The organism is Pontixanthobacter sp. CEM42, assembly GCF_017812015.1.
In the GTDB taxonomy this organism is placed as follows: Bacteria; Pseudomonadota; Alphaproteobacteria; order Sphingomonadales; family Sphingomonadaceae; genus Pontixanthobacter.
The window spans coordinates 604,861-628,956 of sequence record NZ_JADQTN010000002.1; the positions used below are offsets into that span (position 1 = coordinate 604,861).

The 24,096-nt window shown below is 56.5% G+C and carries 24 protein-coding genes and 1 pseudogene; 13 read left to right on the forward strand and 12 right to left on the reverse strand.

The annotated features are described in order from the left end of the window. Position 1: 1 nt before the first annotated feature. The 3 genes from J9777_RS12915 to J9777_RS12925 all read left to right on the forward strand — a co-directional run bounded on the left by J9777_RS12915 (position 2) and on the right by J9777_RS12925 (position 2,562). On the forward strand, positions 2–703 hold the full coding sequence (locus J9777_RS12915; RefSeq protein ID WP_209349218.1) for an endonuclease/exonuclease/phosphatase family protein: 702 nt from the start codon (positions 2–4) through the stop codon (positions 701–703). A gap of 153 nt (positions 704–856) precedes the next feature. Next, positions 857–1,195 carry a P-II family nitrogen regulator gene (locus J9777_RS12920; RefSeq protein ID WP_209349219.1) on the forward strand — a complete coding sequence of 113 codons (339 nt, stop codon included), beginning with the start codon at positions 857–859 and terminating at the stop codon, positions 1,193–1,195. Positions 1,196–1,224: 29 nt separating this feature from the next. Then, entirely contained in the window at positions 1,225–2,562 is a 1,338-nt protein-coding gene (locus tag J9777_RS12925) for an ammonium transporter (protein ID WP_209349220.1), read from the forward strand. A gap of 353 nt (positions 2,563–2,915) precedes the next feature. Here the strand turns inward: J9777_RS12925 and J9777_RS12930 are convergent, their stop codons facing one another. The 3 genes from J9777_RS12930 to J9777_RS12940 are packed head-to-tail and all read right to left on the reverse strand — an operon-like array spanning position 2,916 to position 5,858. Then, positions 2,916–4,502 carry a GMC family oxidoreductase N-terminal domain-containing protein gene (locus tag J9777_RS12930; protein ID WP_209349221.1) on the reverse strand — a complete coding sequence of 529 codons (1,587 nt, stop codon included), beginning with the start codon at positions 4,500–4,502 and terminating at the stop codon, positions 2,916–2,918. Positions 4,503–4,522: 20 nt separating this feature from the next. After that, on the reverse strand, positions 4,523–5,455 hold the full coding sequence (locus tag J9777_RS12935; RefSeq protein WP_209349222.1) for a sterol desaturase family protein: 933 nt from the start codon (positions 5,453–5,455) through the stop codon (positions 4,523–4,525). Further along, the gene (locus J9777_RS12940) at positions 5,448–5,858 is read right to left on the reverse strand and encodes a hypothetical protein (protein WP_245228735.1); all 411 of its coding nucleotides are present in this window, start codon (positions 5,856–5,858) and stop codon (positions 5,448–5,450) included. Before J9777_RS12940 ends, J9777_RS12935 begins: the two co-directional genes overlap by 8 nt. 90 nt (positions 5,859–5,948) lie before the next feature. On the opposite strand from J9777_RS12940, the gene J9777_RS12945 reads away from it, so the two are divergent. After that, positions 5,949–7,373 (forward strand): amidohydrolase, encoded by a 1,425-nt coding sequence (locus J9777_RS12945; RefSeq protein ID WP_209349224.1) that lies wholly within the window; start codon positions 5,949–5,951, stop codon positions 7,371–7,373. A gap of 1 nt (position 7,374) precedes the next feature. Here the strand turns inward: J9777_RS12945 and J9777_RS12950 are convergent, their stop codons facing one another. Further along, entirely contained in the window at positions 7,375–7,812 is a 438-nt protein-coding gene (locus J9777_RS12950; protein WP_209349225.1) for a TIGR01244 family sulfur transferase, read from the reverse strand. A gap of 259 nt (positions 7,813–8,071) precedes the next feature. On the opposite strand from J9777_RS12950, the gene J9777_RS14755 reads away from it, so the two are divergent. From J9777_RS14755 to J9777_RS12985, 7 genes are all read left to right on the forward strand, one after another. Beyond that, a complete protein-coding gene (locus tag J9777_RS14755) occupies positions 8,072–8,845 on the forward strand; it encodes a cold-shock protein (protein WP_209349226.1) in 774 nt (257 codons plus the stop codon). Between the two features lie 172 nt (positions 8,846–9,017). Then, positions 9,018–10,208, forward strand: a complete 1,191-nt coding sequence (locus J9777_RS12960) for an aspartate aminotransferase family protein (protein ID WP_209349227.1) — start codon at positions 9,018–9,020, stop codon at positions 10,206–10,208. Further along, positions 10,208–11,149: an ornithine carbamoyltransferase gene (gene argF, locus J9777_RS12965; RefSeq protein WP_209349228.1), complete on the forward strand. Its 942-nt coding sequence runs from the start codon at positions 10,208–10,210 to the stop codon at positions 11,147–11,149. The genes J9777_RS12960 and argF overlap by 1 nt, the downstream gene beginning before the upstream one ends. A 58-nt stretch (positions 11,150–11,207) precedes the next feature. Next, a complete protein-coding gene (locus J9777_RS12970; RefSeq protein ID WP_209349229.1) occupies positions 11,208–12,101 on the forward strand; it encodes an Hsp33 family molecular chaperone HslO in 894 nt (297 codons plus the stop codon). A gap of 60 nt (positions 12,102–12,161) precedes the next feature. Beyond that, positions 12,162–12,605 (forward strand): hypothetical protein, encoded by a 444-nt coding sequence (locus J9777_RS12975; protein WP_209349230.1) that lies wholly within the window; start codon positions 12,162–12,164, stop codon positions 12,603–12,605. Between the two features lie 82 nt (positions 12,606–12,687). Beyond that, positions 12,688–13,362 (forward strand): 7-cyano-7-deazaguanine synthase QueC, encoded by a 675-nt coding sequence (gene queC, locus J9777_RS12980; RefSeq protein WP_245228736.1) that lies wholly within the window; start codon positions 12,688–12,690, stop codon positions 13,360–13,362. Between the two features lie 22 nt (positions 13,363–13,384). Beyond that, positions 13,385–14,944: an MFS transporter gene (locus J9777_RS12985; RefSeq protein ID WP_209349575.1), complete on the forward strand. Its 1,560-nt coding sequence runs from the start codon at positions 13,385–13,387 to the stop codon at positions 14,942–14,944. On the opposite strand, the gene J9777_RS12990 is transcribed toward J9777_RS12985, so the two are convergent. The 6 genes from J9777_RS12990 to J9777_RS13015 all read right to left on the reverse strand — a co-directional run bounded on the left by J9777_RS12990 (position 14,945) and on the right by J9777_RS13015 (position 20,860). After that, positions 14,945–15,514, reverse strand: a complete 570-nt coding sequence (locus J9777_RS12990; RefSeq protein ID WP_209349232.1) for a superoxide dismutase family protein — start codon at positions 15,512–15,514, stop codon at positions 14,945–14,947. Positions 15,515–15,607: 93 nt separating this feature from the next. Beyond that, complete coding sequence (locus tag J9777_RS12995) at positions 15,608–16,744, reverse strand: OmpA family protein (protein ID WP_209349233.1); 1,137 nt, start codon at positions 16,742–16,744, stop codon at positions 15,608–15,610. A 188-nt stretch (positions 16,745–16,932) separates the two neighbouring features. After that, positions 16,933–17,394 carry a DUF2793 domain-containing protein gene (locus tag J9777_RS13000; RefSeq protein WP_209349234.1) on the reverse strand — a complete coding sequence of 154 codons (462 nt, stop codon included), beginning with the start codon at positions 17,392–17,394 and terminating at the stop codon, positions 16,933–16,935. 63 nt (positions 17,395–17,457) lie between these two features. Next, a complete protein-coding gene (locus tag J9777_RS13005) occupies positions 17,458–19,632 on the reverse strand; it encodes a phage tail protein (RefSeq protein WP_209349235.1) in 2,175 nt (724 codons plus the stop codon). Between the two features lie 2 nt (positions 19,633–19,634). Continuing rightward, positions 19,635–20,138, reverse strand: a complete 504-nt coding sequence (locus J9777_RS13010) for an NlpC/P60 family protein (RefSeq protein ID WP_348632001.1) — start codon at positions 20,136–20,138, stop codon at positions 19,635–19,637. Further along, a complete protein-coding gene (locus tag J9777_RS13015; protein WP_209349237.1) occupies positions 20,045–20,860 on the reverse strand; it encodes a DUF2163 domain-containing protein in 816 nt (271 codons plus the stop codon). The genes J9777_RS13010 and J9777_RS13015 overlap by 94 nt, the downstream gene beginning before the upstream one ends. 163 nt (positions 20,861–21,023) lie before the next feature. Here J9777_RS13015 and J9777_RS13020 point away from each other — a divergent pair. Next, positions 21,024–21,938: pseudogene (locus tag J9777_RS13020) on the forward strand (IS1595 family transposase). Between the two features lie 141 nt (positions 21,939–22,079). Here the strand turns inward: J9777_RS13020 and J9777_RS13025 are convergent. Then, on the reverse strand, positions 22,080–22,916 hold the full coding sequence (locus J9777_RS13025; protein WP_209349238.1) for a DUF3800 domain-containing protein: 837 nt from the start codon (positions 22,914–22,916) through the stop codon (positions 22,080–22,082). Between the two features lie 378 nt (positions 22,917–23,294). Between J9777_RS13025 and J9777_RS13030 the strand changes: the two genes are divergently transcribed. Beyond that, positions 23,295–23,945, forward strand: a complete 651-nt coding sequence (locus tag J9777_RS13030) for a YqaA family protein (RefSeq protein ID WP_245228737.1) — start codon at positions 23,295–23,297, stop codon at positions 23,943–23,945. Between the two features lie 12 nt (positions 23,946–23,957). Here the strand turns inward: J9777_RS13030 and J9777_RS14760 are convergent, their stop codons facing one another. Beyond that, a complete protein-coding gene (locus J9777_RS14760; protein WP_280842204.1) occupies positions 23,958–24,083 on the reverse strand; it encodes a hypothetical protein in 126 nt (41 codons plus the stop codon). Positions 24,084–24,096 lie beyond the last annotated feature (13 nt).

Genomic DNA, 24,096 nt, shown 5'->3' on the forward strand with positions numbered 1-24,096 from the left:
CGTGCGTCTCAAATTTGCCAGTTATAATATTCACAAAGCGGTAGGCACGGATCGCCGGCGCGATCCTGACCGGATTATCACTGTCCTGCGTGAAATGGATGCCGATATCATTGCACTGCAGGAAGCGGATCGGCGGGTCGGTGAGCGGGCAAGCGTTCTTGAACGTGCAGCGTTGGATGACACCCCGTGGAAAGCCTTGGATGTAGCGAAGCGACCGCGTAGTCTTGGTTGGCACGGGAATGCCATTCTGGTCCGCAGAAACTTCACTGTGCTCGACTCGGAGCCACTTGATCTTCCGACCTTAGAACCACGCGGGGCCGCTCGCGGTGATCTCGAGATTGAAGGCTTGCGAATCCGTGTGGTCGGGATGCATCTTGATCTCTCGGGGCTTCGCAGGCGCGATCAGATCAAAGCGGTCATCGGTCATGTCGATGCGTGTGAGCCGCAATGCCCGACCGTGCTGATGGGCGATTTCAACCAATGGGGTAACCAGACCGGTGCGATGCGTGAGTTTCGTCGTGATTGGCATGTGCTGGACACAGGGCGCAGCTTTCCCTCACGCCAGCCGATTGCGCGATTGGACCGGATTGTGACGTCTGACGAGTGGGGCTGCTTGGAGCAGCACGTTCATCATAGCGCGACGGCGTCGCAGGCATCCGACCATTTGCCTATAACCGCAGAGTTAGAACTGCCTAATATTTAAGCACCGCCTAATTATTAAGCGATTCTTAATGGGCTGACGCAGGCTTATTACTTACGAGTCCCCTCGACAGATGGAATATTTCGATTCTGGCACGGCTTTTGCTGCATGTGCGAAGTCGGGATCATCCGACGGAATTTTTAGCAGGGGGCGTCGATGAAATTCATCATAGCCATAATCAAACCATTCAAGCTCGACGAAGTGCGCGAAGCACTCGGCGCCATTGGCGTTGCGGGTATGACTGTTTCAGAAGTCAAAGGGTTCGGCCGCCAAAAGGGTCAGACAGAAATTTATCGCGGCGCGGAATACTCGACCAATATGCTTCCCAAAGTGAAGCTCGAGATCGCCGCAGAAGACGGCATTGCTGCGCAAGTCGTCGAAACGATCAAAGACACAGCGAGCACCGAAGCCATCGGCGATGGCAAAATTTTCGTGCTCGACCTCGCTGATGCGACACGCATCCGCACCGGTGAAACGGGGGATACGGCGCTATGATGACTCTCCCCAAAACTAAGGACATTTCCATGATCCGCAAACTAACCGGTGGAGCGATGGCGCTTGGTGCGTCTCTCGCCGCCGCCACTCCCGTTTGGGCGCAGGAGGCTGCCGAAGCGGCCAAGCCCGTCGCCAATCCCGGCAATAACGCCTGGATGATGACGGCTACCGTTCTGGTACTGCTGATGATCATTCCTGGCCTGACGCTGTTCTATGGTGGTCTGACTCGTTCGAAGAATATGCTGTCCACGATGACGCAAATTGGCGCGACAGCATGTCTCGCAATGCTCGTTTGGGTAATGTGGGGCTTCTCTCTCGCATTCGGTTCAACACCGATCGAAGGCTTCCTTGGACAGTTCATCAGCGGGGGAAGCTACTTCCTTGCTGGCATGACCGCCGAGACAACAGCCGCAACCTTCACCGACGAAGTCATCAGTGAATATGTCTTCGTCAGCTTCCAAATGACATTTGCCGCGATTACCGCTGCACTGATCTTGGGCGCGACGGCAGAGCGGATGAAGTTCAGCGCTGTTATGGCATTCGTGCCCATCTGGCTGACTATCGTGTATTTCCCGATTGCCCACATGGTCTGGGCCGGTGACGGACTGTTGTTCGAAGCAGGAGCGCTGGACTTTGCCGGTGGTACCGTTGTGCACATCAACGCTGGTGTATCCGGTCTGGTGCTTGCCTACTTGCTCGGCAAACGTCGCGGCTATCCATCGGAACCAATGCCGCCGCACTCGATGACACTGACTATGGTTGGCACAGGCCTGCTGTGGGTCGGTTGGTTCGGTTTCAACGCCGGTTCAGCGCTCGAAGCGGACGGCTTTGCTGGCCTTGCGATGATCAACACTTTCGTTGCTACTGCAGCTGGTGCGCTCACTTGGATGGTTATCGAGAAGCTGGCCGGGCACAAAGGTTCTGCGCTGGGCTTCTGCTCGGGCGTCATCGCTGGCCTCGTTGCAGTCACACCGGCGGCCGGTAACTCCGGACCATTCGGTGCGATCTTGCTCGGTATCCTGTCGTCGATCGTCTGCTACTTCGCTGTAGCTAAGCTCAAAGCGAAGTTCGGTTATGATGATTCGCTTGACGCATTCGGCATCCACGGCGTTGGCGGTATCGTCGGCGCTATCGGAACCGGCATTGTCTACCAGCCGTTCCTTGGCGGCCCTGGAGACGGTTCGACCGCTCTCGGTGCCCAACTCTGGATCCAAACCGAAGGCGTACTCGTCACGATTGCATGGGCCGGTATCGGTACCCTGATTGCTGGCTTGATCGTCAAGACAATCATTGGCCTGCGTGTCACCGAAGAAGTTGAAGTCGATGGTCTCGACATCAGCGAACACGGCGAACGGGCCTACAACTAACACCCAGGTTCGGCGGGATCGGGAGATTTTCTCTCCCCTCCCGTTCCCGCCGCACAACGTTCCTCCTGCGAACAACACTTTACGGGCCGGGGCTGAAAAGCTCCGGCCCTTTTTTGGGAGGGTTTTGTTTGGTCTCTGCGGGCGCGAGCCATCCGCCTCGCTTGCTTCCTCGCATCAGCTCGGGCGGCCGGTCGGCCTTGCGGTCAGCTAGTCACTGACCGATCCATTCCAAGCCATCGATATTTGTTTTGAACCTTGGTCACGGCAGTCAGCGCACGACCGTGTGCCATCCGGTAGGACGGAAGCCTAAGGGAGCGGACGCGACCGCCGGCGCTTGAGGCTAAACAAACACCCTACCCCAAAGCAGCTTTCACAAAGTCGCCGCAGCGCTCACCAATCATGATGCTTGGCGCGTTGGTATTGCCGCTGACGAGCCTTGGCATAATGCTGGCATCGGCGACCCAAAGGTTATCGATCCCGCGAAACGCCAGGGTCGGGTCGACGACATCATCGGCATTCGGACCCATCCGGCATGTGCCAACCGGGTGATAGATTGTGTCGGCAACTTCGCGGATGCGCGCCTCGACAGCCGCACGATCATTGTAGTCGATCGGGTTCCGGTCTTTCGCACCCAGATCGGACAAAGGCGGTGTTTCGGCAATCCGGTTCATCAGCTGCGCCGCATCGATCATAAGCTCCATGTCGCGTGGATCAGACAGGAAGTTGGGATTGATCGCGGGGGCGTCGGCAGGATTGGCGCTGTTCAGCTTGACCCAACCCCGACTCTCGGGACGAAGCACACAGACATGGAGCGAAAAGCCGCTCTCTTTCAACTTATCGCGTCCATGGTTCTGAATGATCGCGCGGATAAAGTGGAACTGAATATCAGGCGCAGGAGCATCGGGCCGTAAGGTCACGAAACCGCCACTCTCGGCGTAATTGGTGGTGAGCATCCCGGTGCGGTGTAGACGGTGCTCGACGAAGGCTTTGGCCACCCGCAGCGCGACTTTGAGTGAGCCACCAAACAGGCTGGGATCGTCGAGCTCATAACCGGTGAGGTAATCGCAATGGTCCTGCAAATCGGCGCCTACGGCCGGTTTATCGAGAATCACGTCGATCCCGTGACGCAGCAGTTCTTCAGATGGGCCGATGCCGGACAGCATCAGGATTTGTGGCGATCCGAACGCACCTGCGGACAGAACAACGCCGCCTGAAGCATGGAGTGTTTCTTGCTTCCGACCGCGTTTGATCACGACGCCGGTTGCCCGGCCATTGTCGACGACAATCCGCTCAACCAAGGCGTCGGTTTTGATCTCCAGGTTGGGTTGGTCCTTGATCGGATCGATAAATGCACGCGCCGATGACCAACGTTCACCATTGTTCTGAGTCACATCATAAATGCCCATCCCTTCCTGACGGGCACCGTTGAAGTCGTCATTGCGCGGGATCTGTAGTTGTTCGGCAGCTGCGACGAACGCTTCGCCCACATGGCATGGTTCGATCTGCTTGTTGACATGCAAGGGCCCGCCAACGCCGTGATGTTCGCCGGCACCGTGACGGCTGTTCTCCTGTCGTTTGAAGACGGGAAGAACATCTTTCCATGCCCAGCCGGTGCAGCCGAGGTCGGCCCAATTGTCATAATCCCACGGATTGCCGCGAATATAGACCATGCCGTTGGTTGCCGATGATCCGCCCATGCCGCGACCGCGCGGTTGGTAGCCCACACGTCCGTTGAGCGCATCCATTGGCTCGGTGTCATAGGCCCAATTGCTCTTATCGGGCATCATCGCGATCAGACCCGGGGTGCGCGTGAAGATATGCTCGTTCTTGCCGCCAGCTTCGACCAAACAGACGCGTCGTTTACCATCCTCCGCCAATCGCGCTGCTGCGGCGCTGCCTGCGCTGCCCCCGCCAACTACGATGATATCGAATTGCTGCATGAAATTACCTTCGTTGCCTTTCAGGCGGTTTGTTTTTGTTGTGCCGTTTCGCCGTCTTCCGGAGCTTGGCGGCTGCGCCAACGGTCGCGGATCATATCGGAAGTCTCGCGACTGCCATCGTGAGTCCAGCCGGGCTCGCGCAGCAGATAGGACAGTTTGTGCCGCCATGGCGCACGCCAGATATCGCTGAGCATCCCGATCCATTCATGGAATACCGACCACAGCAAGTTGAAGCTGCCAAGCTGTTTGACGATGCCGTAGCGTATGTCCTCACTCTCAACTTCCGGTTGGTAGGTACCGAACATCTTGTCCCAGATGATGAATACACCCGCATAGTTGCGGTCGAGATAGAGCGGGTTGGTCGCGTGATGAACGCGGTGATGGCTGGGCGTGTTCATCACTGCTTCGAACCAGCGCGGCATCTTGCCGATTGCCTCAGTGTGGATCCAGAACTGGTAGATCAGATTGAACCCACCGACGATGGCAAGCAGCGCGGGATGGAAGCCGAGCAAGGCCAGCGGGAGCGCGAACAGCAGACCGAAAGTGAAACTCCCGGTCCATGTCTGCCGCAGCGCGGTAGAGAGGTTATAGTGCTGGCTGGAATGGTGGTTCACATGCGCGGCCCACATCCAGCGGATTCGGTGCCCGGCGCGGTGGACCCAGTAATATTTCAGATCGTCGATTATGAATGCGACAGGCCATGTCCACCACACCGTCCACCATTGCTCGCCGAAATCGAAAATGCGGTACTCATAGGTTTGCAGAAATACCCATATTGCAAAGCCGCCAAACAAAGCGCCAGCGATAGTGCTGCCAAGCCCGAAAGCGAGCGATGTCAGCGTATCGCGCGGCTCGTAGGCGTCCGGACGCTTCTTCCATGCCCAAAGCATTTCCAGCACGACCAAAATGACAAAGCCCGGAACGGCATATTCGGTAGGTGAGAATTCAGGCATCGGCGCGCTTCTCCAACCGCCGTAGGCTAGCGGCCCAGATCTGCGCTTGCTCGCCGAGGTTGAGCGTTACTGCGCCGAACGGGCGGTCATCTGGCTGTATCGTTAGCAAGCCCTGATCCAGCCGCGCTTCAGGCCGGACCGTCATGATCCGTCCGGCAAAATGCGTTCCATGGCGCTTCAGCACGAGCACGCGACCAGAGCGATCACGAAGTAAGGCACCATAACCAGCCTTGTCGATCACGATATCGACGGGGTCAAAACCGCTTACTGCTTGATCGGCTAGATAGCGCGCGTGATCATCATCGCGGATACGCTCATCGCCGCCCAAGCCCATTTTGTGCGCCAGCCATGCGAGCACCAGGATGGCCATAAGCGACCCACCGATTTGTACCAACTGATCCATCAGAATCGCTACTGACATAAATGTCAGTGGGGGTCGAGACTTGCTTGATGGACACTGCACGGTAGAGTGGTCGAAAGGGGACCCCAGACTATGAAAACAGCCTTTAGCCTTATCGCTGGCACCATCTTGCTCGCGGCCTCGCCCGCTCTTGCTCAGCAAGCGGACCCAATTGCGGCCGTAGACGCCCAAGAGGAACGAACCGAACGCGTTGCCAAACAGATATGGGATTGGGCTGAGCTGGGTTACCTTGAACTCAAATCAAGCGGCTTGCTGAAAACCGAACTGAAGGGCGAAGGCTTCGCGATCAAGGAAGGCGTTGCCGATATTCCCACCGCCTTTGTAGCCGAATGGGGAGAAGGCGGCCCGGTTATCGGCTTGCTCGCCGAATTCGACGCCTTGCCGGGAATAAACCAGTCCTCGTCTCCAACCCGCGATCAGGTGGATGGCAAGCATGCCGGTCATGCCTGTGGGCATAATCTGTTCGGTGCGGGCTCGTTGACTGCAGCGATTGCAATCAAGAATTGGCTGGAGGCTACAGGAACGCCGGGCCGCGTCCGTCTCTATGGCACTCCTGCGGAAGAAGGCGGATCGGGCAAAGTCTACATGGCCCGCGCAGGATTGTTCGACGACGCCGATTTCGTGATCGACTGGCACCCGGCGGATCGCAATTCGGCTGCCTCGCGCAAAAGCCTCGCAAACCGTTCGGCCAAGTTCCGCTTCCGTGGAATCTCGGCTCATGCGGCAGGCGCGCCAGAGCGCGGCCGCAGTGCGCTCGACGGGGTTGAAGCGATGAACATGATGGCCAACATGATGCGCGAGCACACCAGCATGGATACGCGCATCCATTACGTCATCACCGAAGGCGGCGCTGCTCCTAATGTGGTGCCTGATTCTGCCGAAGTGTTCTATTATCTGCGCCATTCGCAAGCTGACGATGTGCGGGAAATGTGGCCGCGCTTGGAGGCGGCAGCCAAGGGCGCAGCAATGGGCACCGGGACCGAGGTCGATTGGGAGATTATTCACGGCAATAATCCCACTCTTCCAGTAGAAGCTCTGCAACTGATGATGACTGAAAAGCTGCGTCAGCTCGATCCGATCGAATATTCTGCGGAAGAGCTGGAATGGGCGCGTACAATTCAGAAAAGCTTCGGTGAAAACGCGCCGGCTATGTCCCAAGCCCAGCAAATACAGCCTCATGAAGTGCTCACTGGCTACGGCTCAACAGACGTGGGCGATGTCTCGCGGGCAGTTCCCACCGTCAGCCTCGCTGCTGCCGCTTGGGTGCCAGGCACAGCGGCGCATAGCTGGCAGGCAGTTGCCGCGAGCGGGCACAGCTATGGGACAAAGGGAACACAATTCGCCGCGAAGGCAATGACGTTGGCGGCAATCGAGCTCTACACCAATCCCGAGTTACGCATGAAGGCGAAGGCGGAATTTGTCGAAGCACGCGGCGAAAATTACGTCTATGAATCGCTGCTAGGCGACCGTGACCCGCCACTCGACTACCGGAAGTAATTCACCCGCTTTTGGCGGCAAGCATATCCATCATCGGGCGAATTGGAGAGACGTCATAGCCGGCGGCGGAAGCTTGCGCTGACAGTTCCTCCGGATCAGCGCCTTTGCTGGCACTGGCCAGAGACCAGAGAAATGTTGAGCGTGTTCCGGAGCGGCAATAGGCGAGTACTTTGCCGTCTGCATTCTCTAAGGCACTGCCCATTGCAGCCACCTCTACCTCGCCAAAACCACCCTGGCCGATCGGGATCGCCAGATAGTCTAGGCCCGCATCGCGCGTAGCCTGTTCGATCAAGGGGCCTTCTGTCTGGTCAGGCGCTTCGCCTTCGGGACGATTGTTGACGATCAGGGTAACACCTAAGGCTTTGGCTTCCGCAATATCGTCCGTCACGATCTGCGGGCTGGCCAATACCGAGTCGCTTAGGCGGCGAAAATCACTCATCAATGGTCTCCAATTGCGGGCTGATTGCTGACGTAATGTAGAGCACAGAAACCATTTCGCTATGCGAAAATGTCACATTTGAGCTGTAGAAATGGCTTGAAAGTGAAAAAAGTCGCGCGGGACGGCGTTCTGCGCTATGATTATTGCTTGCGAGTCTGTGCAGTTTGTTCTGACAGTCTCTTTTGCCCGGTGAACCTGCCGTTCGTGTCACCAGCATAATACTAAATTGGGCGGCGAATACGAAGGTACGTTTTAGATTATGGGTTATGATAAAGGGCGTCGTGGACGAGGCCGTGATAAGCGCGACAACATCGGTGAAGATAGCTTCGATCCGTTCGGCGGCGGCGGTTTTGGCGGCGGTGACAGCTATGGCGGTGGCGGCGGTGATCGCTTCGGCGGCGGCAATCGTGGTGGCGGCGGCGGATATCGCGGCGGCGGCGGAGGCGGTGGCGATCGCTTCGGCGGCGGCGGTGGCGGCGGCGGTTTCCGTGGCGGCGGTGGCGGAGGCGGTGGTGACCGCATGCCGGCGCAAGTCGTTGGAACCGGCAAAGGCGTTGTAAAGTTCTTCAACGGCGACAAAGGTTTCGGCTTTATCCAGCAAGAAGGCGGCGGCGAAGATGTCTTCGTGCATATCTCTGCTGTTGAGCGCGCCGGTCTTGAAGGTCTCGCTGAAGGCCAAGGCCTTGAATATAATCTCGTCGATCGCGGCGGAAAGACATCGGCTCAAGACCTTCAGGTCGTTGGCGATGTCATCGAAGTGAAAAAAGGCGGCGGCGATCGTGGTGACAGCGGCGGACCTCCGCAGCGTGAGCTCACTGGCGAAAAAGCTACCGGCACAGTCAAGTTCTTCAACGCAATGAAAGGCTTCGGCTTCCTCGTTCGTGACGATGGCCAACCCGATGCGTTCGTGCATATCAGTGCGGTCGAACGTTCTGGTCTGACGGCGATTAACGAAGGCGAGCGGTACCAGTTCGACCTTGAAGTTGACCGACGAGGCAAACATTCGGCGGTCAATCTTACTGCGGCTGAGTAAGCCACAGCGATTGATCCCTCACTTGTGACGGCGTCAACTTGCCAACCGCTTATTCGGGACGGCGATTGACCAAACTAGTTTCAAGTGAATAGAAATTTGAATGGCGGCTCCGTTGGGGTCGCCATTCGTTTTTGATCCAATGTTTTACCTGCTTTGAATTTAGGAATTTCTCATGGCCATCACTCCGCTTATGCCCGTCTATCCCCGCTGCGGTGTCCGTCCTGTACGCGGAGAGCATTGCCATCTGATCGATGAAGACGGCACGAAATATCTTGATTTCGCCAGCGGCATTGCTGTCAATCTGCTGGGGCACTCGCATCCCGGTCTGATCGGTGCGATCCAGAAGCAAGCTGAGACGTTGATGCATGTGTCAAACCTCTATGGCAGCCCACAGGGTGAGAAGCTGGCACAAATGCTGGTCGACAACACTTTTGCCGACACGGTGTTTTTCACCAATTCGGGTGCCGAAGCAGTTGAGACTGCGATCAAGACGGCCCGCGCTTACCACCAGTCGGCCGGTAACGAGCATAAGCACGAGCTAATCACATTCACCAACGCGTTCCATGGTCGGACCATGGCTACAATTAGTGCCTCGAACCAAACCAAGATGCATCACGGCTTTCAGCCGCTGCTCGAAGGTTTCAGATATTGCGAGTTTGACGATCTTGAGATGGCAACATCTCTGATCGGGCCCAATACGGCAGGCTTTTTGGTCGAACCGATTCAGGGTGAGGGCGGTATTCGCCCTGCATCGAACGAGTTTATGCAAGGTCTGCGCGCTTTGGCGGACGAGCACGATCTGATGCTCGCGCTTGACGAAGTGCAATGCGGTGTTGCGCGGACCGGCACGCTCTATGCTTATGAGCAATATGGTATCGTCCCCGACATCGTCGCAACGGCCAAAGGAATTGGCGGCGGCTTTCCGCTGGGCGCTTGTCTCGCGACCGAGAAAGCAGCGCGCGGTATGACTTTCGGTACGCATGGTTCGACCTATGGCGGCAACCCGCTGGCGATGGCAGCTGGTACGGCGGTGATGGAAGCGGTTGCGAACGACGATTTTCTTGCTGAGGTCAGCGAGAAGGGCGAGCGTATCCGTGCGCGCCTTGAGCAGTTTATCGGCAATTACCCCGATCTCTTCGAACTCGTGCGCGGTAAGGGACTGATGCTCGGCATCAAGATGAAGGTCGAGAGTCGTCCATTCTTCGTGCATCTGCGCGACAATCACGAATTGTTGATGGTCGCTGCTGGCGACAACACTCTGCGCTTGCTGCCGCCTCTGGTGATTGGCGATGCGGAAATCGACGAGTTCTTTGAGAAACTGTCGGCGGGCGCTGCCGACTATGAAATCCCGCAGGCGAGCTGATGGACCAAAACAACGCCTTACGGCACTTTCTCGATCTGTCCGACGCGGGCACCGATGCAATCGCGGCAATGATGAACGACGCGCATGACCGCAAGGCCGCGCGCGTAGATTGGCCCAAGGGCAAGCCCGACGCGGACAAGCCTCTCGACGGCTTTGTGCTGGCGATGATTTTCGAGAAGAACTCGACCCGCACGCGAGTGAGTTTCGATATTGCTATGCGCCAGCTTGGCGGAAGCGTGGTTATTTTGGAAGCAGGCACCAGCCAGCTTGGCCGGGGTGAAACCATCGCCGATACGGCGCGTGTGCTAAGCCGCATGGCCGATGCGATTATGATCCGGACTGACGATCACGCCAAGATCGAAGAGATGGCGCGGCATGCGTCTGTTCCGGTCATCAACGGTCTGACCGATCGATCACACCCGTGTCAGATCGTGGCCGATCTTCTAACCATCTTGGAGAGCAAAAAGCCGTTACCGGGTTTGGAAGTCGCGTGGTTTGGCGACGGCAATAACGTCTTACATTCGATTCTCGAAGCGGCGGGTTTGCTAAAGTTCAATGTCCGGATTGCAACACCGGCAGGTTTCGAGCCTGAGCAGGAGTTTGTCGACATGGCCCGCGCAGGCGGTGCGACCGTGACGCTAACGCAAGATGCAGCAGCAGCAGCCGGTGGCGCCGACGTTATTATCACCGACACATGGGTTTCGATGGGTCAAGACAATGTCGAAAATAAGCTTGGTGCGATGGCTCCCTATCAAGTCAACGAGGCGCTGATGGCGCAGGCGAAGTCGGACGCGCGGTTCTTGCATTGTTTGCCGGCTCACGTTGGCGACGAAGTGAATGAGGCTGTGTTCGAAGGCCCACAATCGAGTGTGTTCGACGAGGCTGAGAACCGCATTCATGCGCAAAAATCGATCTTGCTTTGGGCACTCGGCAAGCTGTGATGCGCGCCCTATTGGGCGTCGGGGTGGCTTTCTGCCATCGCAGCCCCATATTTGGCCGATGACTGACACAGCAGAAACATTCAGCGATCAGCTGCTTGGCTTTACTTTGCCTGGCCGCGATGCGCGTGGCCGCGTCTTGCGGCTCGATGGCGTGCTCGACACTGTCTTGAGCGCGCATGATTACCCGCCAGCAATAACGCATCTTTTGGCAGAGGCGTTGGTGCTGACCGCGCTGATTGGCGGCTTGGTGAAAGAAGAAGGCGGTCAAATGACTATGCAGGCTCAAACCGAAGAAGGCGTGGTGCGCCTTTTGGCCTGCGACTACCGCGAAGGTGAGCTCCGCGGCTATGTCGATTTCAGTGAGAGTCGTTTGGCCGAGCTCGGCGCAAATCCCTCGCTGTTTTCTCTGTTCGGCAAAGGATATCTGGCGATTACATTTGATCGGCCGGGTAAAGATGGGCGCTATCAAGGCATTGTTCCGCTTGAAGGTGAGTCTCTCTCCGCTGCATGCGAATCCTATTTCGTGCAATCGGAACAGCTCCCATCGTTGATCCGTTTGGGAGTCAAATCCGGTCCGGAAGGCTGCGTTGCGGCTGGCTTATTGGTTCAACACTTGCCTGATGGAGAAGAAGGGCGAGAGCGTCTTCATGCGCGACTCGATCATCCCGAGTGGGAACATGTATCAATCCTCGCCGGTAGTATCCGGCACGAAGAACTGTTGGACGAGACCCTATCGATGGAATCGATCATCTGGCGTCTATTCCATGAGGAAGATGAGGTGCGCGTTCAGCCAGGGCACAGCCTGTCGCGCGGGTGCCGCTGCACAATCGAGCACTATCAGGAGGTTATTTCCCGCTTTGGTGAGGCTGAGCGGGCAGAAATGCGTGATGATGACGGGATAATACAAGTCGATTGCAAATTTTGCTCTAGAAAGTTCCCCATTGAGGCGTGAACCGCTGAGTGCAGTGTTTGTTCATTTTCCAGTACTAGAGCGTGTGGTATGGCAACTTTGATGGCTGACATTGTATCTTCCAAAGCGCCAACTGCCGGGTTTTTGCGGCGGATCGGCGCGTTTGCTGCGCTTTGCGCGGCTGCTTGGTTTGCTGGTCTGCCTGCAACAGCGCAGGCTCCAACGCTGACGATGCTCGACGGTTTGGATCGCGGATTGTGGGAAGTGCGTTATCGGACAGTCGACGAGACGAAAAAAATTTGCCTTCGGACTGGTCGTGAACTGATCCAACTCCGCCATCCTGGACCGCAATGTTCATGGACGGTCATTGAGGATGGTCCAGCACAGGTGACTGTACATTATTCGTGTCCGGGGAAGGGGTATGGCCAAACCAATATCCGCCGTGAGACTTCTACGCTTGTGCAGATTGGCGGCAACGCCACCGTTGGCCGGAATGTCTACAATGTAGCGGCAGAGGCCCGGCTTGTCGGCAGCTGCCCTGGTTGATTCGGGGCTGCTTAACTTGCGGCGTTGCAGCATTGCGTGAGATTGCTACTAGCCAGAGCCAATGGTCAGGAACTCCCAGAATATGAAATCCGCCGTCGTGCTGCTGTCGGGCGGTCTCGACTCTATGGTCTCTGCTGCGATTGCACGCGAGCAAGGCTTCGCCCTGTCTGCGCTGACAATCGACTATGGCCAAAGGCACAGAATCGAGATCGATTCCGCAAAGCGGATCGCAGAGTATCTCGAGTGCGAGCGCCATGTCGTCCTGCCGCTTGATCTACGCGCTTTTGGCGGCTCAGCACTCACCGATGATATCGATGTTCCCAAAAAGGGCGTTGGTGACGATATTCCCGTCACTTACGTGCCAGCACGCAATTTGGTGTTTCTGGCGCTGACCTCGGCTTGGGCAGAAGCGACAGGATCGAGCGACATTTTTATCGGGGTCAACGCGCTGGATTATTCCGGCTATCCCGATTGCCGGCCTGAATTCATCGCAAGTTTCACCGAAACTGCGCGGCTCGGGACAAAGGCCGGCGTGGAAGGTGAACCCTTCACAATCCACACACCGCTGCAAGATATGACCAAAGCCGACATTGCTTCGGAGGCCGCGAGGTTGAGGCTCAATACCGGGATGAGCTGGTCCTGTTATGATCCGTCATCAGATGGTTTGGCCTGCGGGGCTTGCGATAGCTGCCGATTAAGGCAGAAGGGATTCGCCGAAGCTGGTTTAGAGGACGGGATCAAATATGCAGAACAATAATGAAGGTTCCACCGAAGAGAATATGTCGCCCGAAGATCAGATCCAAGATCAGGCGGTACCGCGTTACAGCTGGTATGCTCTCGGTGTTCTGGTCCTCGTCTATGTTCTGAATTTTATCGACCGCAACATCCTGTCGATTCTGGCAAACGACATCAAAGCCGATCTGGGCCTGACTGACGCCGATCTGGGCTTTCTTTACGGCACTGCGTTCGGCGTTTTCTACGCCCTATTCGGCATTCCGCTCGGGCGGCTAGCCGATAGCTGGCACCGGGTTAAGCTCATGACAGCTGGTCTGGCTCTTTGGTCGGCGATGACGGCGTTATCGGGCTTTGCAAAAAGCGGCCTTGCTCTCGGCGCTGCTCGCATTGGTGTAGGTGTCGGTGAGGCGACAGCAAGTCCCTCGGCATACTCGCTGATTTCCGACTGGTTCCCCAAGAAGATGCGCGGCACTGCGCTCGCGATTTATTCAGCAGGTCTGTACATCGGTGGCGGCGTGTCGCTGCTGATCGGCGGCTTGATCGTCGAAAAATGGAACGCTGCATATCCAAACGGCGGCCCGCTTGATTTGGTCGGCTGGCAGGCTGCTTTCTTGGCGGTCGGTGTCCCAGGATTGTTGCTCGCTATCTGGGTATTTACGCTGCGAGAGCCGATTCGCGGTCGGATGGACGGCCTGCCCGAGGTGAAGAATGATAAGCCGTTCCGCGGCTTTGCAACCGAGCTATTCGCCGTCATTCCACCCTTCACCTTTTTCTCAGCGGCTCAGCGCGGCTCTGGTGCATTGATAGTCAACATCGTCGCTGCTGTTGTAACGGCCGGGCTTGCATGGCTAATCGGTAGTTTGACCGGCAACTTCCAACAGTGGATCGCGTTGGGCATCGGTTATTATGCCGTCTTCTCATGGGCGCTGTCTCTGCGTCACCGTGATTTACCGACATTCAGGTTAATCTGGGGTAGTCCGGCATTCCTTTATACCATCCTCGGTTACGGTATGGTCGCATTTGCGTCTTACTCGGTATCCTTCTGGGCCGCGCCTTATGCGGAGCGTGTGCTCGGGGCATCGAAATCGGTGCTTGGCTTCTGGATTGGCGGAGGCGGAGCACTCGGCGGTTTCTTGGGTGTTATCATCGGTGGCCGGGTTTCGGATTGGTTGCGCGAACGTAATCCGGGTGGTCGCTTAATGGTTGTAGCGTTCGGTGTACTCGCCCCCGTGATTCCGTTAATCTTTGCCTTCACGACTGAGAATGTAACGCTGTTCTACTTCTTGAACTTCGTGCTTTCGCTATTCGGCAGCTCTGCACTGGGGGCCGCCGCAGCGACCACACAAGACCTGGTTCTGCCGCGAATGCGCGGGACTGCGACAGCGACATTCTTCCTATCGACTACTTTGGTGGGCTTGGCGCTTGGCCCCTATATGGCGGGTCAAGTATCGACCATCACCGGAAGCCTATCGACCGGTGTCCTGTCGATGTTGGTGGTGGCTCCTATAGGGACCGTGCTGCTTTATCTTGCCTACCGCACAGTCCCTGAAGCCGAGCGCACAGTTGTAGAGCGCGCGCGCGCTGCGGGTGAGGAAGGTATCTGATTAGGGTGTAGCGTCGGCGTCGAGTACGGCGCAGGCGATGCGTGCGCCTGCAGCCCCAGACGGATCGGTTTTATAATCGTCCGGCTCGGCATGAATCACGACGGCAGTTCCATCCTCGTCGAAGATCCAGTCGGTGATTTGAGCTTTTGAACCCTCTATCGAGAAGGTTTGCAGTTCGGTGGAGCCTTCACTCAGCACCAAATTTGGTAGGTCGCCGACATGGCTTCCGCCTTCCGATTCGCTACCATGTGTCTTGCCGAGCGGATTGAGATGCCCGCCAGCCGATTTGAAGTCGGGTCCCTCGCAGCTACCGGTTTGGTGGAGGTGAAAGCCCCGTGTGCCTTCTGGTAGTTCGCTAGGGGCTACAACGAGTTCTACTGCATCGCCTTCTGCCACGAGCTTGACTCCCCCAACTTCAGTCCCGTCCGCCAATGCAAGATTGCCATATGCGAGCCGTGTGCGCTCGGCTGCCGTCGCAGATGGATCACTTTCCGCGTCTTCGCTTCCGGGCGAACATGCCATCGTCATTGATGCAGCACCTACCGCTAGCGCCACTTTGATATGTTTCATTGCACTCTCCGTTTAAGTCGCTTTTCGTCACCACAATAAAAAAGGGGCCGGATTTCTCCAGCCCCTTCTTAATAGGTTTATCGCGTTAGCGAATTACATGCCCGCGTTTGGACCGTAGTTCACTTCAACACGACGGTTTTGCGGTTCACGCACACCGTCAGCTGTTGGGACGCGCAGTTGGCTTTCACCAAATCCTTCGCTGGAGATACGTCCAGCTGGGATACCGCGACCTGCAAGATAATCGGTAACCGATGCGTTACGACGTTCGGCCAGGCCGTTGTTGTAAGTCATCGAACCCGATGCGTCAGTGTGACCTGCCAGCATCACAGATGCCGAACCGCAGTTTGCGTAGGCTGTAACAGCGTTGTTAAGAATGTTCGCAGCTTCAGGCGTAATGTCTGACTGATCCCATTCGAAGAATACGATGTACGGGCCTTTGTTGCACACCGGTGGAGGTGGCGGTGGAGGCGTCACTGCAACCGGTGGAGGTGGCGGTGGAGGTGTGTACACTGGTGGTGGAGGTGGTGCTACTGGCTCAGGCTCTGGCTCACCGCCAAAGTTATAAGTCAGCGTACCCATGAGCGAGTGCGAACGGAACTTGCCGTCCAGATCACGACCGAAACGGTCGACCAGGCTCAGGTTCTCAGCAGTGAACAACCGATAGCGAAGGCCCACATCCCAGCTGTCGCTGAGTGGAGCGCGAACGCCCGCAAGTGCCTGCCAAGCGATGCCGCTGTCCGAATCGTTGATCGCATCACAAGCGCGTGGGTTAGCACATGCTTGAACGTCAGTGCGTGCAACGCCGAGACCGCCGCCGAAGTAGCCTTGAAGACCATCATCGGGACCGAAATCGAACAGGCCGTTGACCATGAAGCTCAATACGTTGACGTCACCGCCAGCAGGATAAGTGCCTGCAGGTGTTACGTCAGGAGCTGTTGTACGCGGCAGACCAACTGAGTCCGCGACGAGATTATCAACATCACCTTCGCGATAGCTGGCTTCAGCTTCGAGGCGGAACGCACCGAAGTCATAACCAACGACGCCGCCGAAGTCGTAACCTTCTTGGGTGTCAGCGGTTACTTCACCGGCACCATTGTTAACATCAAAGTCGACGTCTTCAATCAACATCGGGCCGCCACCGACCTCGACATACCATTGACCGTCGCGGGCGAGGGCAGGCGAAGCAAGGGCTGTTGAAGCCATCGCCATGCCTATGACGAGTTTCCGCATTATGTAGTTCCCCTTTATTAGCGAAATTGAGCCACCGAGTGGCAGTTTTCTAACTTTTCCTATTAGCAGAGGCAAGCGATCAATGACACAAACTGTTGCAAGAATGTCTCTCTTTGGCCGTTTGCAGCCAAAATTTGCCCGTTTCCTCTACTTCTAGACCTGTCAACGTGAGTGACAGCAGATGGTTCCTATTCGGTTACAGGAAAAATTCCTGCATTCCTAAGGGCTTCAATCAATTGATCGAACGCGGCTCTCAATTCAACATCGACAGTCTGACCCTCAGTTGGGGCAGTCGGAGTGGTTGGGCGGATCCAGCCGTTTGAATAGACGCTAAATTGCCCGGCCGAGTTGTCGAATATGCGCATGCCGTCCTTCGGCGAGACGAATCTCCACACACCTGCCTGCAATCCGGCTAGCTCTCCTTCGTGGCCTACCCATTCCCCCGTAGCGCCGTCCGCGACGAGCCAGATGTCGCCATCCAGCGATTCGGTCGGCGGGGCGGCCCGCTCACCCTGTGTTGCAGTGTGGAGCAGGATATCCGTCAATGCGTGGGCTTCGTTGACGAAGAACTCCTTCTGCGTTTGGCCAGCAAATAGGAACGGCAGGAGAAACCGTCCCGACGAATCAGTAAATTCAATAGGTTGGGCCATTTGGGGCTCCTGCGGTTATCGGTTGGTAGCGGGAATCGATCGGATCGGCGGCGTGCTCGTGTATCAAGGAAGAATTGTGAGTAGCAGCGGATCCGAAAGAGATGTGCTGCCGACCTGCTTGACCCACAGCAACGCGGCTGAATGTGCAGCGACCTGCTCCGGGTCGAGTGTGATTTCTGGCACGTCAACTTGCCACTGAAGGTCGGGATTGTGGGTGCTGCCGATGCCGACTCGGTAGGATTCGGCGGCTTCGACCAGTGGCGTTTCGACACCGTCGATCCAGCGCCATGCGCCGCGCGCGCGGCGGGCCCAGCACGCATGCAAGCCTGTTCCGGGACCCCACACGACTCGTGGATGCACTGGTGACAGCGGGCGTAAGGTGGTGCCCCGATTCGAAATCTCTGCAATAACGGGCTCTTCGTCGCCTCGTCCGATCGCGGCAATGAGTTTCTCCTCGCTCGGTGGAAGCTGTTGAGAGTCAATCGGTGTCAATTTGTCATCTATGAGCGTGACCTGCGTACCAATGTCATGCCCTTGCAACGCAGTCGCTTCGCTTCCGCCTCTGCCGCGGAGAAGGCCCTGCAGGCGCCATTGCCTCGGCCCCAGAGGTGCAGCCGATCCAAATTGTACGATTTCCTCACCGACAAGCAGACGGTTACCGCCATCAATCAAACGATTGAGATCAAGCGTTGTGAACGCCATCGAATCGGAAACTGTCTCAATTTCGATGATCGCATCGCACTCGAACAGAATCGCTGATGAACTTTTCAAAGGCGAAGTAAGCGTGCCCATCGTCGCTTGCTGTCTACCAGTAGCACCGATAGCGTTGAGCGGACCGCCAGATCCGGAGTACAGCGCCGCACCCGACCAGGTGGGAGCTTCTGCGCTTGCTGCCGCGAAAATCCTTGGTTCGTATGGTGAGCCCCACCCGTCCCATGGCAATTCAAAGGCGCGAAGCCGCGTTGGATAAGGCAGCGTGTCTGGTGGAATTGCAGGATTGCCTACATCGCCTTCGCTTGAGAAATCGATCGCTTTTGATGGTCGCTCAAGCTCTAACTCAACGCCATTTGCCCGCCACTCCCAGCCGGAGATGATCCAGTTGCCTGCGATGTCCGGTGCGGTAACCAGCTGGCCAGGCGCCAAAGCTGGATCGAGCTCGGCTATTCGCCATTTAAGGCGCTCGTTACTGCGCTGATCATGCGATGCAGCGCGATTGATCAGGAGTCGCGCATCGTTTGGTGTCAGCGCGCCAGGAAATTCGATAATCCGATTGCCGGCCAAGTTGGCGCGGCCATCCGGACGCTGCACGCCCGATTGATAATCGCGCGATAGATCGTAATATCGGATTGCGCTTGATAGTGGCGGCGTGCCAGCTTGCCGTTGTCTGCTTTGACCATCCGCTTGTCCGAACTCGCCAGCCTCACCTGTCGCAACAGTCGCAGGCAGCGGTATTGGTTCTGCGTCCAACGCGGTTTCGCTCGACAGCCGCACATGACCACTGTTTGATTCGGCAATGATCGGGTGGAGCTCGCCGATTAGTTTTACCGCAGAGGCTAGCGTGCCGCCGGTATAAGAAAAGCCTGACATATGGTCCAAAGGCGTCGATCCGCTGGCGTGCTCAGCTAGCGGCTGGACAATATCGTTCAGCGAAAACTGGCTCTCATCAGCAAAGACTTCAAATGATAGAGCGGGGACCCGATTGCCAAAGTCCTCCAACTGCAGGTCTTCGAATACAACGTAAGAGCTGCCCCGAAACACTGGACAGTCCGCACCTTGGGCGGCCGCGAGCAGGGGGTCGACCGGTTGATCGCCATGACCTGTATATAGACGCAGCGTCCCTCCAACTTTCAGATCTTCACTTGCGCCGCGCAGCAGGTTCCCGTCCGCCCAAATGCGCCCCAGCCGCATTATCGGACGGCTTGAGAGCGCGATCGCCATTGATATCGAGTAGCTAAACGAAGTTGTCTTGGGCTTGCCCTTTCCCCCGCTGGTTTCGTTATCTTCGCGCAGGTCAGTCGCCCAGATAATAGTTCCCGCCGTGCGCATGCGACCAAAATGTTTTGGTAGTGGTGAGCCGTAACTGGACGTTGTGATCTTTAGATCATCGATGCGCGGCCCCTCTTGCGATCCGCCGCCAAAGATCGCGGCGTCGATCTGCTGACCTGCAAATGCGCCGATGGCACCACCGATGGGCCCGCCGACCAATGTCCCGACGGCACTTAATACAATCGTTGCCATGACTAGCACTTCTCCAGAATTCGGAACTGATGGATGAGCGGCCAAGGAAGCGGCCCCGGCATGGCGGTCACGCTTCGCAAACCCGCATGGGCGTGGACAAACCGATTAGGCCCAAGTGCGACTAGCAAATGTCTTTGCGCCGGGCCGGGCCGCGTAAGCAGGATATCTCCGCGCAGCACTGGTTCGGAGACGCAAACGAGTCCGTTTCTCTCTGCGAAATCGAGAACAAAGCCGTAGCCAGCGTTTCGCAGTCCGTATCGCGGTATCGAGCAGGGTTTTTGCCGAGCCTTGCTAAGCGCATGCGCTGTTAGGCCGACGCAATCCACGCCTGCTTCCCGTGATCGGCCATAGAGCCGGAAGCGGGTGCCAACGAGGCTCTCGGCAGCGCTAGCAAAAGCGTCTGCGGTTGAGGTCATTGCGGTGCCGGATAGCGTGCAAGTAAATCGTTGCCAGGCAGGAAGGGCTCGCCTTGAAAATTCACAGCATTGCCAAATCGCCCGTGGCATGTCGCCAGCAAGTGGTCGCACCCTTGCAAAAGCCGCGCCCTTGTGCCGATTTCCAAATTGGCGGCGATAGGAATATCAACGACCAGACCAGTCGCATTTGTGTCTAGTATTTGCATCCGCGTGCCAGTCTGTGGGCCGTCAAACCAGCGCAGTTCTCCCCTGAGGTAAAGCTGCATATCGATATCCGCGAAACTCACAGCATTGTTGTCCCAATCAATGCCGGAAACAGTGGCGTCGAATGTGAAGCGCTGCGCAGAAAGAGTACATCCTGGCCCGCAGAATTGCGCGCGGCATGTTGGGCTGGTTCGCGGTATCAGATCGATATCGAGCTTCGCTTTGGCCGACAGCAGATCGGCGGTGAATTCACCGGCTTCCTGAAGCACGGAACCAAACGATCCGGCGTAAAGGCTTTCGCGATCAAGCGTCTCCCAATCGACCACGCCAATCACAATCTCTGCCTCATCAAACCGGCCTGCCGCCAGATCATCCGCACCGATTGATTCGTGTGACAGCACACCCTGAACCTCTGCACTGTCGGGCGAGAGATTGGTGGTTCGCCGGATCGCACTAGGAATCATGCCGGGCGCTGCGCGATGCAGGATGCCATCGAAGTAGAGGTCACGGTCATGACTGGTGAAACCCAGTGTAACGCCGTCGCGGCGAAACACGCGCCAGAACGTGGCGACACCTTCAAGTTCTTTTCGGAAGAATACCCGGCTCATGAGGCTTCCCGAACTTCGATCAGAGGGACCGAAGGCGCTTCTCCGGCAGCGAAATTCGCTCCGGTGATGTCGAGATTGTCCTCCGCAAAGCGAACCGGCGGCGTTATTATACTTTACATACCCAGCCATTTCGGTTACAAACTCTGTAAGGAGTTAACCAGAAATGTTGAACCTATCCGCCCCTCACTTCCACGATGAAGAAGCTGCCTACGCTTATGTTGAAAAGCGCCTCTGGCCGAACGGCGCTGCCTGCCCTCATTGCGGCGGCGTTGACCGTGTTGGCAAGCTAAAGGGCAAAACCACCCGCACCGGCCTGTGGAAGTGCTACCAGTGCCGCAAACCCTTCACCGTGAAGATCGGCACCATCTTTGAAGACAGCAAGGTTCCGATGCGTATCTGGCTGCAAGCGATGTTTCTAATCGCTGGCAGCAAGAAGGGCCTTAGCAGCAATCAACTGCATCGCATCCTTGGCGTCACCCTCAAAACCGCATGGTTTATGTCTCACCGTATCCGCGAGGCAATGCGTGATGCCGAAATGGATATGTTCGGTGGATTCGGTAGCGAAGTCCAAGCGGATGAAACCTACATCGGTCCAAAGAAGCGCAGTGAGCGTTAGTGCGGCTTTGGACACAAGATGCGCGTAGTTTCACTTCTCGACAAGCGCACCGGCAAAGTCCGCTCAATTGACGCCAACGCGATGGTCAAGGATGAAGTCGCCAATATCGTTCGTGATAACGTTGCGCGCGAGAGCGTTCTCGTGACTGACGAAGCGCTGTTCTACAAGAAGGTCGGTCGTGAGTATGTCGGTCACAAGACCGTGTTTCACGGCATCGGCAACTATGTGAATAACGGCAGCACTACCAACGATATTGAGGGCTATTTCAGCATCTTCAAGCGTGGGATGCGCGGCGTTTACCAGTTCTGTTCGGAGCAGCATTTGCACCGCTACCTTGCCGAGTTTGACTTCCGCTACACTAACCGTGCGGGTGTCGGTATTGAGGACACCGAACGGGCTGACATTCTGCTACGCGGTGTAGTAGGCAAGCGCCTGACCTATGAAACAGCTGCGAGAGCATAATGCCAAAGAAAAAGCGCAAAGAGACTCCAGCGGAGCAAAGCAAAAGGTTCAAAGAAGAAGCCGAAAAGCTGATCGAGGATGGCGAACTAAACCCCACCGAGGCCGATAAGGCGCTTGATGCCATGGTAGCCTCTCAACGGACTAAAGCTTGCCATCAAGGGGCACAAACAGGGCGTTCGAGCGATCTGCAGAAAGTCCGGTAGCTGACTCGTTCTTGAAATACCTGTTATGTCTGTGCGGGATATACTTGATCATGGTTTCTAGCGCGTACCCTTCATTTTCAATTTCTGGATGGCCTTCGCGGTCCCACTTCTCACCTTCTCGTCGACCGTGAAAGGCTAGGAAGTCTGCTAATTGGATTGCTCGACAGCTATGTTTGTCAACAAATTGAAGGGAGCCTAAGGGGCGCGGCAACGGTTCCCAATTCTGCTTTATCCAATTCCAATATTTCAAGATGTTCCCGTTATTCGAGTTCCCAAGCTCTACTAGAACCGAGAGCCTAATGTCATTTGGCATGAGCGAAACCGCATCCTTATACATTAAGCTAGCAAGGCAATTTCCAAAGGCCGTGCCAAGTGGACTGAGGAATTTTTGAGCAGGGCGGGTCTTCCTGTTTTCAGCAAGCCAAGACTTTTGCACCACCGAATTAACGCCGCCAATAACGCATTCGCCAGCAATGCCATAAAGCCCATCGACAAAGTCACGCTTTTTGTGGCCATCCCACCCTTTGTAGCAGCCTTTCTCGTGGTGAAAGTCCTTGCCGCGAATAACATCCACTCCAAAGGACTGCAGGAACGGTTCAACCGCTCTCTCGAAGTCGACCCATTTATCCACGAATGATACGTAACCCGCCACACCCATAACTGGGCCTTGGTCATTGTCACTGTCGTCTAAATAGCAAACCAGCACAAGTACCATCCCCGAACGTTCGTTTCGTCCGAGGTCAAATAGTCGAAAACAATCCTCGGCAGCTTTCATCTAACACCTCCAAGCTGGTTTGGGTACGCTTCGTATAATAATGCCTAAATTGTTTGTTTGACCTCAAGCGTCGGAGGGTTTGCTTGTTTTCCGCAAGCGCATCCGCGCTCGCGTCCTCGGCGCTGATCCTTCCGCTTCGCTTCAGGGCGCCTGTGGACGGCCGGTCGGCCTTGCGGTCAGCTAGTCGCTGACCGGATCAGCGCTAACCATCTATCTGGCAACTTTTCTTGGTCGCGGCAGCCATAGGGCCACGCGGCCCGCCCGCAGCGAAGCGACCGTCAGGGAGCGAAAGCGAGGAAATCGCGCGCCGGATGGCGTGCGGAAAACAAAAGATGCTCATTGCCGCACTTGGTGCCGTTCCCTAAAGCGCTCACCAATATGATGAAATTACTCCGCGGGCTTTACGATTGGACGATGGACAAAGCAGCGCACCCGCACGCGGTGTGGTGGCTGGCGTTCTTTTGCTTCATCGAATCGAGTTTCTTCCCGATCCCGCCGCATCCGTTGCTAGGCCTGATGTGTTTGGCAGAACCGAAGAAAGCGATCCGCTTTGCGGCGGTGGCTACGCTGTCATCGGTTGCAGGCGCATTGCTTGGTTACGCAATTGGTTGGGGGCTCTACGATACAGTCGGGGCGCAGCTGATTTCGCTTTTGGGCCTCAGCGAGAGCTTCCCCGTTGCCGCCTGCTATCTGCGCGAATATGATGTGGAAGCAATTCTGATCGCGGGCGCGACGCCAATACCGTTCAAACTGCTGACCATCACTGCCGGCTTCATAGAAATGGCGCTTGTGCCGTTTATCCTCGCCAGCCTCGCCGCACGTGCGATGATCTTTATGACAGTCGGCATTCTGTTCCGCCTGTTCGGAGCACCGATCAAGCGGATCATCGACAAATATCTCGGCACGGTCACTGCGGTGTTTGTTGTGCTGTTGGTCGGCGGCTTCCTTGCGCTGACATCATTCAGCGGAGGAAGCGAAGAGGTTCAGGACAAATGCGAGGCCGCTACCGAAATCATTCCCGGCAGCTAATCCGCGGCAGAGTTACATCATTGCGGCAATGGTCGGTGCAATAGTCGCGGCCAAACCAAGCATCGCGGCAAAAGCCACACCAGTGCCGAAAATCATTGCGAAAGCGCCCGAGGTTTGGGCGCGAGTAGCAGCAGTCATTGATCGTCTCCTT